Here is a 15,154-nt window from a genome sequence, read left to right as displayed (position 1 = left end):
GACAAATCCGGCCGGGGGCGTAACTCTTTGTGCGGCAGGCAAAGGGGTTGGGCATGAGCATATTCGGCAAGGCGCAGGGCACGGGTCGGCATGAGGATCTGCGGTTTCTGACCGGGCGGGGCCGCTATGTGGAGGACATCTCCCCTGCCGGGGCGCTGCAGGCGCTGTTTGTGCGGTCGGATCATGCGCATGGGGTGATCACGGCGCTGGATCTGGCGGCGGCGCGGGCGGTGCCGGGCGTGCATCTGGTGCTGGACGCGGCGGGGCTGGAGGCCTTGGGGGTCACGCTGGGCATGAAGGGCGCGCGGCTGCGCAATGCCGATGGCAGCATGGGGGCGGGGCCGGAGCGCCCGGTGCTGGCGCGGGGCCGGGTGCGCTTTGTCGGCGAGGCGGTGGTGATGATCGTGGCCGAGACCTTGGCTGCGGCGCAGGATGCGGCAGAGCTGGTGGAGCTGGAGGTGGAAGGGCTGCCGGTGGCGCTGACGCTCGCCCCGGGCGGGCCGGCGGTGCACCCCGAGGCCCCGGAAAACCGCGCCTATGACTGGGAGATCGGCGACGGCCCGGCGGTGGAGGCGGCATTTGAAGCCGCTGCGCAGCGGGTGTCGCTGGAGGTGATCCACAACCGCATCATCGTGAACGCGATGGAGCCGCGCGGCTGTTTTGCCGAATGGGACATGGGCCGCCTGCATCTGTGCGTCAACGGGCAAGGCGTCTGGAACCAGCGCAATGAATTGGCGCGGATGCTGACCCTGGCCCGCGATGCGGTGCGGGTGACCAACCCCGATGTGGGGGGTGGCTTTGGCATGAAGGCGATGACCTATCCGGAATATGTCTGTGTGGCGGCGGCGGCGCGCGCGCTGGGCCAGCCGGTGCGGTGGAGTGCCACGCGCGGCGAATCGATGCTGACCGACAATGCCGGGCGCGATCTGGTGGCCAGGGCCGAACTGGCCTTTGATGCGGATCTGCGGATCACGGCGTACCGCGTTAATCTGGTGTCCAACCTTGGGGCCTATAACTCGCAATTCGGGCAACCCATTCAGTCGGAGCTGTTTTCCAAGGTGTTGACAGGGGTCTATGACATCAAGGCGGCGCATTTGCGGGCGGTGGGGGTTTATACCAACACCACGCCGGTCGACGCTTATCGCGGCGCGGGGCGGCCAGAGGCGATCCTGACCATCGAACGCGCGATGGATGAGGCGGCCCGGGTGCTGGGCGTGGACCCGTTTGATCTGCGGATGCGCAATTTCATCCGCGATTTCCCCTATCGCAGTGCCACTGGCGAGCTGATTGACGTGGGTGACTTTCCCCGCGTGCTGACCCGCGCGCAAGATATGGCGGATGTGGCGGGTTTTGCCGCAAGGCGGGCGGAAAGTGCGGGGCGCGGCATGCTGCGCGGCATCGGACTTGCCACCTATATCGAAAGCATTCTGGGCGACCCCGAGGAAACCGCGCGGCTGGTGCTGGAGGATGATGGCGGGGCCACGCTGTACGTGGGCACCCAGTCGAACGGGCAGGGGCATGAAACCACCTATGCCCGGATGGTGGCCGGTTGGACCGGGCTGCCAGAGCATGCGGTGCGGATCGTGCAGGGCGATTCCGATGCCATTGCCAAGGGTGGCGGCACCGGCGGGTCGCGGTCGGTGACGGTGCAGGGCACGGCGATGCGCGCGGCGGTCAAGGTTATGGTCGCGGGCTTCAGCGCCTTTCTGGCAGAGGAGTGGGGGGTGGAGGAGGTTGGCTTTGACGGCACCACCTTTGGCGCGCCGGACAGCAACAGCAGGCTGACGCTTGTTGAAGCCGCCGATCTGGCGCGGATGCGCGGCCGCACCGATCTGCTGGATATCAGCCAGACCACCACGCTGGACGGGCGCAGCTACCCCAATGGCGCCCATATCGCCGAGGTGGAGGTGGACCCCGACACCGGCGCGCTGGTGATGGACCGCTATACGGTGGTGGATGATTTCGGCACGCTGATTGCCCCGGACCTTGCCATCGGGCAGGTGCATGGCGGGGTGGCGCAGGGCTATGGTCAGGCGGTGTGCGAGGCCGGGATCTATGACGATCAGGGCCAATTGCTGGCGGCCAGCTTCATGGATTACGCGATGCCGCGCGCGGCTGATCTGCCGATGTTCGGCTTTGCCAGCGAGCCGGTGCCGTCGGTGATGAACCCGCTTGGCATGAAGGGCTGTGGCGAGGCGGGCACCGTGGGGGCGCTGGGCGCGATTTCCAACGCGGTGCGCGATGCGCTGGCCCCGCGCGGCGTGACACGGGTGGATATGCCGTTTACGCCGCAGCGGATCTGGCACTGGCTGAAGGAGGCGGAAGACGTCGCTTCTTGACCGCATTAGGCAATGGTTCCACCCCCATCCGGTGGTGGAAACCGAAGGCACTGCGCCCCCCGCAGGGCCGGGGCGCGGTGTGGTGGATCACATCATCATTCTGGATGGCACGATGTCCTCGCTGGCACCGGGGTATGAAACCAACGCCGGGCTGGCCTTTCAGCTGCTGAGCCTGCCGACCCCCGGCCAGCGGCGGCGGCTGTATTATGAACCGGGCCTGCAATGGGAAGGCTGGGCCAGTCTGAACGGCGTGGCGCAGGGGCGGGGTTTGAACCGGCAGATCCGGAGGGCCTATGGCTGGCTGGCCAGCCAGTACCGGCCCGGAGACCGGATTTTCCTGCTGGGCTATTCGCGCGGGGCCTTTGCCGTGCGGTCGCTTGCCGGGGTGATCGACCAGATCGGCCTGCTGCGCCACACCCATGCCACCGAGCGGAATGTGACACTGGCCTATCGCCACTACCGGTCTGACCCGCAAAGCCAAACAGCGAAGATGTTTGCGCAAGACAGCTGCCACCCTTCTGCCCCGATCGAGATGGTCGGGGTCTGGGACACCGTCAAGGCGCTGGGCCTGCGCCTGCCGCTGTTGTGGATGCTGACCGACCGGCATCATGCCTTTCACAGCCATCGTCTGGGCGCGTCGATCCGGCACGGATTCCATGCGCTGGCGCTGCACGAGACGCGGGCGGTGTTCGAACCGGTGCTGTGGGAGTGTCCCGAGGGCTGGCAGGGCAATGTCGAACAGGTCTGGTTTGCCGGGGCGCATGCCGATGTCGGGGGGCAGGTCGGTGCCTTTGCAGCGGCGCGGCCTTTGGCCAATATTCCGCTGGTCTGGATGCTGGACCGGGCCGAAACCTGCGGTCTGGCGCTGCCCCAGGGCTGGCGCGCGCGATTCCCCTGCGACCCGCAGGCCCCGATGGTGGGCACCTGGCGGAATTGGGGCAAGCTGTTCTTGCTGCGCGCAACCCGGGTGGTGGGGCGGGACCGCAGCGAAAAGCTGCACCCCAGCGTGGCGGAGCGCGAGCCGGCCGGATCGCTGATGCTGTCCGTGATGCAGCGCGCGCGGGTCTGGCGCTAGATCCGCCGGCACCTGCCCCCCCTTGGGGGAGGGGCCTGGTTCTTGCAGTGTCGCCGTCCAGGGGTCAGCGGTTGCGCACGTCGACATAGGCGCGATGCGCCTCGCCGATGTAGAGCTGACGCGGGCGGCCGATTTTCTGGCCCTTGTCGCCGATCATCTCTTTCCACTGCGAGATCCAGCCGACAGTGCGCGAGATGGCAAAGATCGGGGTGAACATCGCGGTGGGGAAGCCCATCGCCTCGAGGATGATGCCAGAGTAGAAATCGACGTTGGGATAGAGCTTTTTCGAGATGAAATACTCATCCGACAGCGCGATGCGTTCCAGTTCTTTGGCGACCTGCAGCAGCGGGTTGTTTTCCACCCCCAAGAGGCCCAGCACCTCATCGGCGGATTCCTTCATGACCGTCGCGCGCGGATCGAAGTTCTTGTAGACCCGGTGGCCAAAGCCCATCAGGCGGAAGCCGGACTCCTTGTCCTTGGCCTTGGCCACGAATTCGGGGATGCGGTCAACGGTGCCGATTTCCTTGAGCATTTCAAGGCAGGCCTGATTGGCCCCGCCATGTGCAGGCCCCCAGAGGCAGGCGATACCGGCGGCAATGCAGGCGAAGGGGTTGGCCCCGGAGGAGCCTGCCAGACGCACGGTGGAGGTCGATGCGTTCTGTTCATGATCGGCGTGCAGCATCATGATCCGGTCCATCGCCTTGGACAGGATCGGGTTGACGACATAATCCTCGGCCGGGATGGCAAAGCACATGTGCAGGAAGTTGCCCGCGTAATCGAGGCTGTTTTTCGGGTAAACGAAGGGCTGGCCGATGGAATATTTGAAGGCCATCGCCGCGATGGTCGGCAGTTTGGCGATCATGCGGATCGCCGCGACCTCCCGCTGCCACGGGTCATTGATATCGGTGGAGTCGTGATAGAAGGCGGCCATGGCACCGACCACACCCACCATGGTGGCCATTGGATGCGCATCGCGGCGGAAGCCGCGGAAGAAATAGTGCATCTGTTCATGCACCATGGTGTGGCGGGTCACACGCTGTTCGAAATCGGCCAGCTGGGCGGCGGTGGGCAACTCACCATAGAGCAGCAGGTAGCAGACTTCGAGGTAATGCGACTGCGCGGCCAGTTCCTCGATCGAATAGCCACGGTGCAAAAGCTCACCCTTGTCGCCGTCGATATAGGTGATGGCGCTTTCACAGGCGGCGGTCGAGGTGAAGCCGGGGTCGAAGGTGAACACATCCGCCTCGGCGTAAAGCTTGCGGATGTCGAGCACATCGGGGCCAAGGGTTGGGGAATGAACCGGCAGGTCAAAGGACTTGCCGTCCAGCGTCAAGGTCGCGGTCTTTTTCGTCTCAACCATCTTTCACATCCCTCTTTTCCGCCCCGCCGGACCGTCCCGGCTGGTGGCGCATTCCGTTTGTGGTGGCAAGGTGCAGCCAGATCAGGCCGCGGCGTCCTGCAACCGCGCAATCGTCTCATGCTGACCGATGACCAGCATCATGTCATAAACACTTGGGGTGGCACTGCGCCCGGCGAGGGCGGCCCGCAACGGAGCGGCCAGTTTTCCGAAACCGATGCCATGGGCCGTGGCAACCTCCGTCAGAATGGACTCAAGCCCTTCCTTCGTCCAGCTAGCATTTTGCAACCGCAGCGTCAATTCTTTCAGTATACCACGGGATACTGCATCCAGCGCCTTGCTGGCCGCCTCGTCAATGTCCACCGGGCGCGAGGTCAGGGCAAAGTGAGCCTTATCAAGCAGTTCCGGGAAGGTCTTTGCGCGGTCCTTCACACAATACATGGCCGCTGCCAGCAGGTCACGTTGCCCTTGCGTCAGGGCAGGCCGGTCTGCGGCGGCAAGGTAGCCTTCCGCCTCATGCAGCAGCGCAGCATCGTCACTTTGGGCCATGTGCCAGCCACAGGTTGATTCCAGCTTCTTGAAATCGAGGCGGGCGGGGCTGCGGCCGATTCCCTCCAGCCCGAACATGTCCAGCGCCTGTTGGGTGGTGAACAACTCGGCATCGCCCTGCGCCCAGCCCAGCCGGGTCAGGTAATTGCGCATGCCTGCGGCAGGGTAGCCCTGCGCCTGATAATCGCCGACCGCCGTGGCGCCGTGGCGCTTGGACAGTTTCTTGCCATCCGGCCCGTGGATCAGCGGGATATGCGCCCAGACCGGCACCGGCCAGCCCATGGCATCATAGACCATCTGCTGCCGGGCGGCGTTGTTGAGGTGGTCATCGCCGCGGATCACATGCGTCACCCCCATGTCGTGATCATCGACCACGACAGCCAGCATATAGGTGGGGGTGCCATCGGAGCGCAACACAATCATGTCGTCCAGTTGATCGTTGCGAACGGTAACGATTCCCTGAACGCTGTCTGATATTTTGGTCTCGCCTGTGCGCGGGGCCTTCATGCGGATGGCATAGGGTGCGTCGGGATGGCTGGCCGGATCGGCATCGCGCCAGGGGCTTTGGAAAACGGCATAGCTGGCGCCTTCGGCCTCGCGGGCGGCGCGGAAGGCGGCGATCTCCTCTTGGGTGGAGAAACACTTGTAGGCGGTGCCGCGGTCCAGCATTTGATGTGCCACCTGCGCATGGCGGTCGCGCTGGTCAAACTGGCTGACCGCCTCACCGTCCCAATCCAGCCCCAGCCAGGTCAGGCCCTGCAGGATGGCTGCCGTGGCCTCAGGCGTGGACCGCTCGCGGTCGGTATCCTCGATCCGCAGCAGGAACTTGCCGCCCCGACCGCGCGCGAAGAGCCAGTTGAACAGCGCGGTGCGGGCGCCGCCGATGTGCAGATACCCTGTGGGGGAAGGAGCGAAGCGGGTGACGACGGGGACGGACATGGTGGCGTTTACCTTTCGGAAACCATCTGAGCGGTAGGCTTGGCCCGGTTCTAGGCGGTGAAAGGGCGGGAAACAAGGTGGCGGTCCTGACTGGCTGGCTGGCCCGGCCTTTTGTGGCGGTGGCCATGGCGCGCGGCACGCTGTTTCCCTGGGTGCCACTGTTCATGGGGCTGGGCATCTGGGGCTGGTTTTCGCTGCCATGGGAGCCGGGGGCGCCGGTTTACATCGGGGCGGCGGCGGTGCTTGCGCTGGCCGCCGGTGTGCGGATGCTGGCGCCGGAGGTGCTGCACCCTTGGGCAATCGCGCTGGGCGCGGTGGCGGTGGGGGTGCTGGCCTGCGGGCTGCGGGTGCAGGCGGTGCAGGCCCCGATGCTGGAGTTTCGCTATTATGGCCCGGTGACCGGCCGGGTGGTCTGGATCGACCGCAGCCAGACCGACGCCTTGCGCATCACGCTGGACCGGGTGCAGCTGGACCGGGTGGCCCCTGCGCGCCTGCCCGAAAAGGTGCGCATTGCCCTGCGGAGCAAAACCCCCGGCCACGCGCCGTTTCCCGGTGAGGTGGTGATGACCACCGCCCATCTGGCCGCCCCCAATGGCCCGGTGGAGCCGGGAAGTTTCGACTTTCGCCGCATGGCCTTCTTTGATGGGCTGGGGGCGGTTGGCTATACCACCGCGCCCATCGTGTTGTGGTCGGCGCCAGAGCCGGGGGCGCGCCCGGTGGATCAGATGCGCAGCGCGCTGGCCAATGCGATGCGCGACGCCATGCCCAGCCAGGCCGGGGCCTATGCGGCGGGGGCGATGACCGGTGACCGGTCGGGCATCACCGAAGAGACGGTCAAGGCGCTGCGCGACAGTTCGCTGGCGCATCTGCTGGCGATTTCGGGGATGAATCTGGCCTTTCTGATCGCCTTTGTCTTCGGGCTGTTCCGCTATGGGCTGGCGCTGATTCCCTATGTGGCGCTGCGGGTGAACAGCAAGAAGGTGGCGGCGCTGGCCTCGCTGGGGGTGGCGGCCTTCTATCTGGCGCTGTCGGGGGCCAATGTGGCGACGGAACGCGCCTTTATCATGGTGGCGGTCATGCTGGGGGCGGTGCTTCTGGACCGCAAGGCCCTGACCCTGCGCTCGGTGGCGATTGCCGGGGTGATCTTGCTGGCCTGGAAGCCTGAAAGCCTGATGGAGCCGGGATTCCAGATGTCTTTTGCCGCGACGGTGGCCCTGATTGCGGGCTTTCGCGAGGTGGACCGGCGGGTGGTGGCCGGCCGGCTGCCGCGCTGGGCGATGCCGCTGTTCACGCTGCTGTTGTCGAGCGTGATCGGGGGTCTTGCCACGGCACCCTATGCGGCGGCGACGTTCAACCGCTATGCCGATTACGGGCTGATCGCCAATCTGCTGACGGTGCCGGTAATGGGGTCTGTGGTGATGCCGGCCGGGGCCATGGCGGCGCTGCTGGCCCCGTTCGGGCTGGCCGCGCCGGCCCTGTGGGTGATGGAACGGGGCAGCGCCTGGATCCTGTGGGTCGCGCATTGGGTGGCCGGGTGGGACGGATCGGTGACCGCGATCCCCGCTCCGGGGCCATGGGTTATTCCTTTGATCACGCTGGCCGGGGCCTGGGTGATCCTGTGGCGCGGCTGGGTGCGGGCGGTGTCGCTGGGGCCTGCGGTGCTGGCCCTGGCGCTGTGGGTCGGGGTGGAGCGGCCGCTGGTGCTGATCTCGTCTGATGGCGGGCTGGTGGGTGTGCTGGGGCCAGAGGGGCGGGCGCTGTCAGCCCCGCGCGGGGCGGGGTTTGCCGCGCAGAACTGGCTGGCCAATGATGGCGATCTGGCCGCGCAAGAGGCGGCGGCGGCGCGGCCCGGCATGTCAGGTGACGCGGGGGCGCGGCAGTTTCAGGCGGGAGGCGTGACCGGCGTGGCGCTCAAGGGCAAGGGCGCGGCTGACCGGCTGGCCGCGGCCTGCGCGCAGGCCGATCTGGTGGTGATTTCGGTGCCGGTGGATCAGCCCCCCGCTGGCTGTGTGGTGCTGGATGAGGCGCTGCTGAGCCGTGCGGGCGGGCTTGCGCTTTATCCCGAGGGGCAGGGGCTGCGGGTGGTGGCCACCTCGGCCACCCGGCGGGTCTGGTCTTCACCGCGCCGGGCCGAGGATCTGGTGGCCGTCATCCGGCCGCGCGCGCCGCAAGGGGCGGTGGCGGCGCGTCAGTAGCTGCGGATCAACCCCACGAGCCGGCCCTGCACCTTGACCTGATGATCGGGCAGCATGCGGGTTTCATAGGCCGGATTTGCCGCCTCAAGCGCGATCATATTGCCCTTGCGGCGGAAGCGTTTCAGCGTGGCTTCGGCATCATCCACCAGCGCCACCACGATATCGCCATTCTCGGCCGTGGATTGTTCGCGGATCACCACGATATCGCCGTCGTTGATCCCGGCCTCGATCATCGAGTCGCCCTTGACCTCCAGCGCGTAGTGGTTGCCCTGACCCGAGAGCATCGAGCCGGGGACGGCGACGTGATGCGACACTTCGGAAATCGCCTCGATCGGGACACCGGCGGCGATGCGGCCCATGACCGGCAGTTCCATCGCATGCACGGCCTCGAGCGGCATGGCACCGCGCGGCGGGGCTGCGGGCCGGTCCCCTTCGATCACGCGGGGGGTGAAGGCGGGCTTTTCCGCCACATCCGGCATCTTGATGATGTCCAGCGCGCGGGCGCGATGCGCCAGACGGCGGATGAAGCCACGTTCTTCCAGCGCGGTGATCAGCCGGTGAATGCCGGATTTCGACCGCAGGTCCAGCGCATCCTTCATCTCGTCAAAGGACGGTGGAACGCCGTCCACATCCATGCGGGCCTTGATGAACGTCAGAAGTTCCAGCTGTTTGCGCGTAAGCATGCCCCACCCTGATCTGCCTTCGTTAGCGCTATGTTCTGCCCGTGTTCCCTTTTTGTGTCAAGGGCAAAGCGCCGCAGAGGTGAGGCATCTCAGAGCGGCAGATAGGTGACGCTGTCGCCGGCACGGCGCGGGCCATCGCCTGCGGGGCGGATCAGCAGGGCATCCGCCGAGGACAGGATCGACAGCAGCGAGCTGTCCTGCCGGTCAAACGGGGTGATCTGCGGCAGGCTGCCGGTCTGGGTCAGCCGCGCGCGCATGTAATGGGCGCGCGGGCCGGTCGGGCCGGTGTCTTGTGTCAGAATGGCCGGGCGGGGTTTGGGGGCGATGGCGTCTTCAGGCAGGCCCAGGCTTGCGCGGATCATCGGCAGCAGGAACAGATGCGCACAGACCACCGCAGACACCGGGTTGCCGGGCAAGCCCAGCAGGGCAGCCCTGCCCAGACGACCGGCCATCAGCGGCTTGCCGGGGCGCATGGCGATTTTCCAGAACGCGCGCTGCAGGCCCAGATTTCCTGCGACCTGCGCCACAAGGTCATGGTCGCCCACCGAGGCGCCGCCCGTGGTGACGATGATCTCGGCATCCTGTGCCAGACCCAGAACATAGGTGAGCGAGTCCACACTGTCCCGCGCGATGGGCAGCAGGCGAACCTCTGCACCAGCTTCTTCGGCCAAGGCCTTGAGCGTAAAGGAGTTCGAGGCAATGATCTGATCGGGGCCGGGGGTGTCTCCCGGCATCACCAGTTCGTCCCCGGTGGCGATGATCGCCACCACCGGGCGGCGGGTGACGGGGACTTTGGCGATGTTCATTGCGGCCAGCAGCGCCAGATCGTTCGGGCGCAGGAGGCGCGGCGACAGCGTGTCACCGGCGCGGAAATCCTGCCCGGCGGGGCGGATATGGGTATTGGTATCGGCCCCTTCGGACAGGGTGATGATGTCACCGTCGCGCGTGACATCTTCCTGAAGGAGGACGCGCGTGGCCCCTGCGGGCAGCGGTGCCCCGGTGAAGATGCGCGCGGCCTGCAACGGGCCGAGGGTGCCCTGCCAGGCATGGCCTGCCCCCGCTTCGCCCACCACGGTAAAGCGGTCCCCGGGGGCTGGGTCGCCCTGGACCGCATAGCCATCCATGGCCGAGGCGGCAAAGGGCGGCTGGTCGCGCATGGCGCGGGCGGGCTGCGGCATGTAGCGCCCGCAGGCCTGTGCGAAGGGCACGTTTTCCACCGGCAAGGGGGCGACGAGGGCAAGGCATTCGGCCAGGGCCTGTTCGACCGAAATCATGCCCGCTCACCCGGTGCTGTATAGCGGCCCGATTTGCCACCTTCTTTAAGAACCAGATGTATCCCCTCGATCCGCATGGATTTTTCGACGGCTTTCACCATGTCATAGATCGTGAGGCAAGCCACCGATACGGCGGTCAGCGCCTCCATCTCTACCCCGGTCTGGCCGCCGGTCTTGACCGTCGCCTCGACCACCACGCCGGGCAGGGCCGGGTCTGGGGTCAGAGTCAGCGCGACCTTGGTGATCGGCAAAGGGTGGCACAGCGGGATCAGATCGGCGGTCTTCTTGGCCGCCATGATCCCCGCCAGCCGCGCCACGCCCAGCACATCGCCCTTGGTCGCCTGACCAGAGGTGATCAGTGCCAGTGTCTGGGCCGTCATCACCACCGATCCGCGCGCCACGGCCACGCGATGCGTCACCGGCTTGTCCGACACATCGACCATATGGGCGGCACCGGACGCGTCAAAGTGGGTCAGGCCAGAGGGGTCGGTCATACGCCACCCTGCGCCGTCAGCGGGCGGGACAGGATGGCGCGGGTGGCGGCGGCCACATCTTCCTGCCGCATCAGCGCTTCGCCGATCAGAAAGCAGCGCGCGCCATATTGCGCCAGATCGGCCAGATCGGCGGGGGTGTGAAGCCCGGATTCCGACACGATCAGCCGGTCTTCTGGCACGCGGCGGGCCAGATCGCGGGTGGTGTCGAGCGAGACATCAAAGGTGTGCAGGCTGCGGTTGTTGATGCCCAGAAGGGGCGATTTGAGCAGGGTCGCCCGCTCCAGCTCTGCCCGGTCATGCACTTCGATCAGCACATCCATGCCCCAGTCGGTCGCTGCGGCCTCCAGCTCGGCGGCCTGTTCATCCGACAGGCTGGCCATGATCAGCAGGATGCAATCGGCCTGCAGGGCGCGGGCCTCGGCCACCTGATAGGGATCATACATGAAATCCTTGCGCAGGCAGGGCAGGTCGGTGGCCTGTGCGGCCTGCGTCAGAAACGCGTCTTCCCCCTGAAACGAGGGGGTATCGGTCAGCACCGACAGGCAGGTGGCGCCGCCTTCGGCATAGGCCCTGGCCAGCTCTGGCGGGTCGAAATCGGCGCGGATCAGGCCTTTGGAGGGGCTGGCCTTCTTGATCTCGGCAATCAGCCCATAGCCGGTGCCCGCCGCCACCGACAGCGCCTTGGCAAAGCCGCGCGGGGCGGGGGCGACGCGGGCCGCAGCCTCGACCTCGGCCAGCGGGCGGGCGGCCTTGCGGGCGGCGATCTCTTCCAGCTTGTAGGTTTTGATGCGGTCGAGGATCGTGGTCATGCGTGTTTTCCTTGCCCCATGGGCTGTCAGGCGTTGGTCAGGCGGGCCAGGGCCGTGATCTTGCCCTTGGCGGCACCGGAATCGATGGACTGGCGGGCCATCTCGACCCCTTCGGTCAGGCTGGTGGCCTTGTCAGCCACAACCAGAGCGGCGGCCGAATTGAGCAGCACCGCATCGCGGTAAGCCCCCGGCGCACCCTCCAGCAGCGCGCGCAGGGCCGCGGCGTTTTCCGCCGGCGTGCCGCCCATGATGGTCTCGAACGGGTGATAGGGCAGGCCCGCATCTTCGGGATGCAGGGTGAATTCGCGGATATGGCCATGTTCGACCGCCGCCACCTGGGTGGGGGCGGCGATGGAAATTTCATCGGTGCCGTCGCCGCCATGCACCAGCCAAGCCTTGATGGAGCCAAGCGCCAGCAGGGTTTCGGCCATCGGGCGGATCAGGTCGGCGGAAAACGCACCGGTCAACTGGCGTTTCACCCCCGCCGGGTTGGTCAGCGGACCAAGGATGTTGAAGATGGTGCGCGTGCCCAGTTCCTGCCGGACCGGCATGACATGGCGGATCGCGGGGTGGTGCATCGGCGCCATCATGAAGCCGATGCCCGCTTCGGCCAGGCATTTTTCCACCAGGGCCGGGCCGACCATCACGTTCAGGCCGATTTCGGTCAGCGCATCGGCGGCCCCCGATTTGGATGACAGGTTGCGGTTGCCGTGCTTGGCCACCACCACACCCGCCCCCGCCACCACAAAGGCCGTGGCGGTCGAGATGTTGAGCGTGCCCTTGCCATCGCCGCCGGTGCCGACGATGTCCATGGCCCCCTCTGGCGCCCTGACCTTGTGGCATTTGGCGCGCATCACGGTGGCGGCGGCGGCGTATTCATCCACCGTTTCGCCACGCGTGCGCAGCGCCATAAGAAAGCCCCCCATCTGGGCCGGGGTGCCCTGACCTTCAAACAGCGCGCCGAAGGCCGCTTCGGCCTCGGCCCGGGTCAGCGGGCGCGTCGCGGCAAGGCCGATCAGCGGGCGGAGGATTTCGCTCATGCGGGCACCGTGGCGGGCACCCTGACGCCGGCCTCATCGAGAAAATTGCGCAAAAGCTGGTGGCCATGTTCGGAGGCGATGGATTCGGGGTGGAACTGCACACCCTCGATCAGATGGGTCTTGTGGCGCAGGCCCATGATGGTGCCATCCTCCAGCCAGGCGGTTACGTCCAGACAGTCGGGCAGGGTGTCGCGCTCGACGATCAGAGAGTGATAGCGGGTGGCGAGGAAAGGTGAGGGCAGGTCACGGAACACGCCCGCGCCCGCATGATGCATGGCGCCCATCTTGCCATGCACGATTTCATGGCAGCGGATCACCTTGCCACCGAACGCCTCACCAATGGTCTGATGGCCAAGGCAGACACCCAGCAGCGGAATCTTCGCCTCATAGGCGGCTGTAGTCAGTGGCAGGCAGATGCCCGCAGCTGCCGGATCGCAGGGGCCGGGCGACAGGATGATGGCCTGCGGGGCCATGGCCAGCACATCCTGCACCGTCAGCGCATCATTGCGTTTTACAACGACATCTGCCCCCAATTCGCCAAAGTAATGCACGAGATTGTAAGTAAAGCTGTCGTAGTTGTCGATCAGAAGCAGCATCTTGCTTGGGCCTGTCGGATAGGGGATGAAGCCCGGAGCGGGTCGGGCTATAGATGGTCAGACCGGGGCAGGGGCGTCAAGACCGCTTGATCACATGGCCGGGACGGGCACAATGTCCGGCAACGAAAAAAGGGGCAAGGCAGTGCGCGGGTTCTTTCGGGGCGTTTTGTGGGGAAGTCTGGCGGCCGCAGGCGGTCTGGTCGTGGTGTCGCAGGTTGCAGGACCAGTGGGGCCAGAGCGCGCCGATCTGGGGCCAGGCAACATGCAGCCCGTGGCGGTGCCCGCGGAGCCTGCGGCAGAGGGCGCGGCCCCGGTGGCGGTTGAGACTGGGCCGGTTGAGACTGGGCCGGTGGAGCCCGAGCCGTCGGACCCTGAACTGGCGGAAACCCCGATGATCTCTGACCCCGTGACTTTGCCGCCTGAGCCGGAGCCTGATGCGGCGGCGGGTTTGGAGGAAGCGCCCACGCCCGATACCCCGGCCAGTGCCGGTACGGCCCAAGCCCCCTCGGCCCCCGTGGTGATGCCGGGCGCGGCGGATGCGCCCCTGGCGGAGCTGTCCGACCCAGGTGACGTTGCGGCCCAGCCCGGGGCAGCCCCTCCGGCCGAGACGCCCGCCCTGCCGCAAGCGGAGTCTGTAACGGCGCCCGCCCCATCAGCGCCACCCGCCCCTCCGCCGACAGAGGCCCCGACCGAACGGATGGCCGGTTTGGGGCAGGTCAATCCCTTGCCGGAGGCCCCTGCACCGGGTGATGGGCCGATGACGACTGTTCCACCCGTGGCACCCGGCCTGCCGCTGGCCGAGGGGGCTCCGCTGCCTGCCGATCTGCCGCCGCCCCCACCGCTGACGCCGCAGGAAGAGGCCTTGTTGCTGCCGCTGCCGGAGGCGGCAGAGAGCGGGGAAGGGGCCGCCTTGAGCGACCCGACACCCGAGCCGATGCCGATGCCGATGCCAGAGGCGAACCCCACACCGGCAACGCCGCCACAGGGCAGCCTGACCCCGTCGCAAGCGCTTGAAGATCAGGCCACGGGCGTGGTGACCGGGCGATTGCCCCGCATCGGGGCCGAGCCTGCGCCGGGCGCTGCCAGTGACCCTGAAGCGCAGACGGATGCGGCGGGCGTGGAGGACGCCACACCGCTGCGTCTTTATGCGCGGCCCTTTGACAATGCGGCGCAAAAGCCGCTGTTCGCGATTCTGTTGCAGGATGATGGCGACACGGCTGTGAATCGTGCCGAACTGGCCGCCCTCGACATGCCGCTGTCCATCGTGATCGATCCGCTGTCCGAGGGGGCGGCGGCGCGCGCCGCGATCTGGCGGGCGGGCGGTCAGGAGGTGGTGATGGCGGGCACCGGCATTCCGGAAGGGGCCGGACCCGGTGATCTGGAACAGAGCTTTCAGGTGCTGGCCAGCCGCCTGCCCGAAGCGGTGGCGGTGATCGATGCCGATGGCACGGCGTTTCAGAATGACCGCCCTCGGGCGGCACAGGTGGTGCCGATCCTGGCCGAACAGGGCCGGGGGCTGGTGACATTCGACCAAGGGCTGAATGCCGCCGATCAGGTCGCCCGGCGCGAGGGGCTGCCGGCGGCCATGATCTTTCGTCGCATTGATGGGGAGGGCGAGGACAGCCCGGTGATCCGCCGCTATCTGGACCGGGCGGCGTTCAAGGCGGCGCAGGAAGGCCGGGTGATTGTGATCGGCACGCTGCGACCCGAAACGGTGGCAGGCGTGATGGAATGGGCGATTGAGGGGCGGGCGTCCACCGTGACGCTGGCACCGATTTCCGCGATGCTGCAGGTGAACTGAGGG

At 66.8% G+C, this 15,154-nt stretch carries 12 protein-coding genes; 4 read left to right on the top strand and 8 right to left on the bottom strand.

The genetic code is table 11. The annotated features are described in order from the left end of the window. Nucleotides 1-53: 53 nt before the first annotated feature. Both CXR43_RS10515 and CXR43_RS10510 read left to right on the top strand, forming a co-directional pair. Nucleotides 54-2,339, top strand: a complete 2,286-nt coding sequence (locus tag CXR43_RS10515) for a xanthine dehydrogenase family protein molybdopterin-binding subunit (protein WP_103333880.1) — start codon at nt 54-56, stop codon at nt 2,337-2,339. A 31-nt stretch (nt 2,340-2,370) separates the two neighbouring features. Beyond that, the gene (locus CXR43_RS10510; protein ID WP_246831340.1) at nt 2,371-3,414 is read left to right on the top strand and encodes a T6SS phospholipase effector Tle1-like catalytic domain-containing protein; all 1,044 of its coding nucleotides are present in this window, start codon (nt 2,371-2,373) and stop codon (nt 3,412-3,414) included. A gap of 64 nt (nt 3,415-3,478) precedes the next feature. Here the strand turns inward: CXR43_RS10510 and CXR43_RS10505 are convergent, their stop codons facing one another. Further along, complete coding sequence (locus CXR43_RS10505) at nt 3,479-4,774, bottom strand: citrate synthase (protein ID WP_103333879.1); 1,296 nt, start codon at nt 4,772-4,774, stop codon at nt 3,479-3,481. Between the two features lie 81 nt (nt 4,775-4,855). Beyond that, nucleotides 4,856-6,259: a glutamate--tRNA ligase gene (gltX, locus tag CXR43_RS10500; protein WP_103333878.1), complete on the bottom strand. Its 1,404-nt coding sequence runs from the start codon at nt 6,257-6,259 to the stop codon at nt 4,856-4,858. 77 nt (nt 6,260-6,336) lie between these two features. Here gltX and CXR43_RS10495 point away from each other — a divergent pair, with 77 nt between their 5' ends. Further along, nucleotides 6,337-8,454, top strand: a complete 2,118-nt coding sequence (locus CXR43_RS10495; protein WP_246831339.1) for a ComEC/Rec2 family competence protein — start codon at nt 6,337-6,339, stop codon at nt 8,452-8,454. Here the strand turns inward: CXR43_RS10495 and lexA are convergent. The 6 genes from lexA to CXR43_RS10465 form a co-directional block, all read right to left on the bottom strand. Further along, the gene (lexA, locus tag CXR43_RS10490) at nt 8,448-9,137 is read right to left on the bottom strand and encodes a transcriptional repressor LexA (RefSeq protein WP_103333877.1); all 690 of its coding nucleotides are present in this window, start codon (nt 9,135-9,137) and stop codon (nt 8,448-8,450) included. The two genes, CXR43_RS10495 and lexA, sit on opposite strands and share 7 nt — an antisense overlap. An 89-nt stretch (nt 9,138-9,226) precedes the next feature. Then, nucleotides 9,227-10,411: a molybdopterin molybdotransferase MoeA gene (locus tag CXR43_RS10485; protein WP_103333876.1), complete on the bottom strand. Its 1,185-nt coding sequence runs from the start codon at nt 10,409-10,411 to the stop codon at nt 9,227-9,229. Continuing rightward, nucleotides 10,408-10,905 carry a cyclic pyranopterin monophosphate synthase MoaC gene (gene moaC / locus CXR43_RS10480; protein ID WP_103333875.1) on the bottom strand — a complete coding sequence of 166 codons (498 nt, stop codon included), beginning with the start codon at nt 10,903-10,905 and terminating at the stop codon, nt 10,408-10,410. Before moaC ends, CXR43_RS10485 begins: the two co-directional genes overlap by 4 nt. Then, nucleotides 10,902-11,714, bottom strand: a complete 813-nt coding sequence (gene trpC / locus CXR43_RS10475) for an indole-3-glycerol phosphate synthase TrpC (RefSeq protein ID WP_103333874.1) — start codon at nt 11,712-11,714, stop codon at nt 10,902-10,904. Before trpC ends, moaC begins: the two co-directional genes overlap by 4 nt. Before the next feature lie 26 nt (nt 11,715-11,740). Then, nucleotides 11,741-12,754: an anthranilate phosphoribosyltransferase gene (gene trpD, locus CXR43_RS10470; protein ID WP_103333873.1), complete on the bottom strand. Its 1,014-nt coding sequence runs from the start codon at nt 12,752-12,754 to the stop codon at nt 11,741-11,743. Then, entirely contained in the window at nt 12,751-13,350 is a 600-nt protein-coding gene (locus CXR43_RS10465; protein ID WP_103333872.1) for an anthranilate synthase component II, read from the bottom strand. Before CXR43_RS10465 ends, trpD begins: the two co-directional genes overlap by 4 nt. A 142-nt stretch (nt 13,351-13,492) precedes the next feature. Between CXR43_RS10465 and CXR43_RS10460 the strand changes: the two genes are divergently transcribed. Next, nucleotides 13,493-15,151: a divergent polysaccharide deacetylase family protein gene (locus CXR43_RS10460; protein ID WP_246831338.1), complete on the top strand. Its 1,659-nt coding sequence runs from the start codon at nt 13,493-13,495 to the stop codon at nt 15,149-15,151. Nucleotides 15,152-15,154: the final 3 nt, after the last annotated feature.

The organism is Pseudotabrizicola formosa, from assembly GCF_002900965.1.
GTDB lineage: Bacteria > Pseudomonadota > Alphaproteobacteria > Rhodobacterales > Rhodobacteraceae > Pseudotabrizicola > Pseudotabrizicola formosa.
Note: the sequence above shows the minus strand (reverse complement) of the source record. Positions and strands in the feature narration are given on the sequence as shown.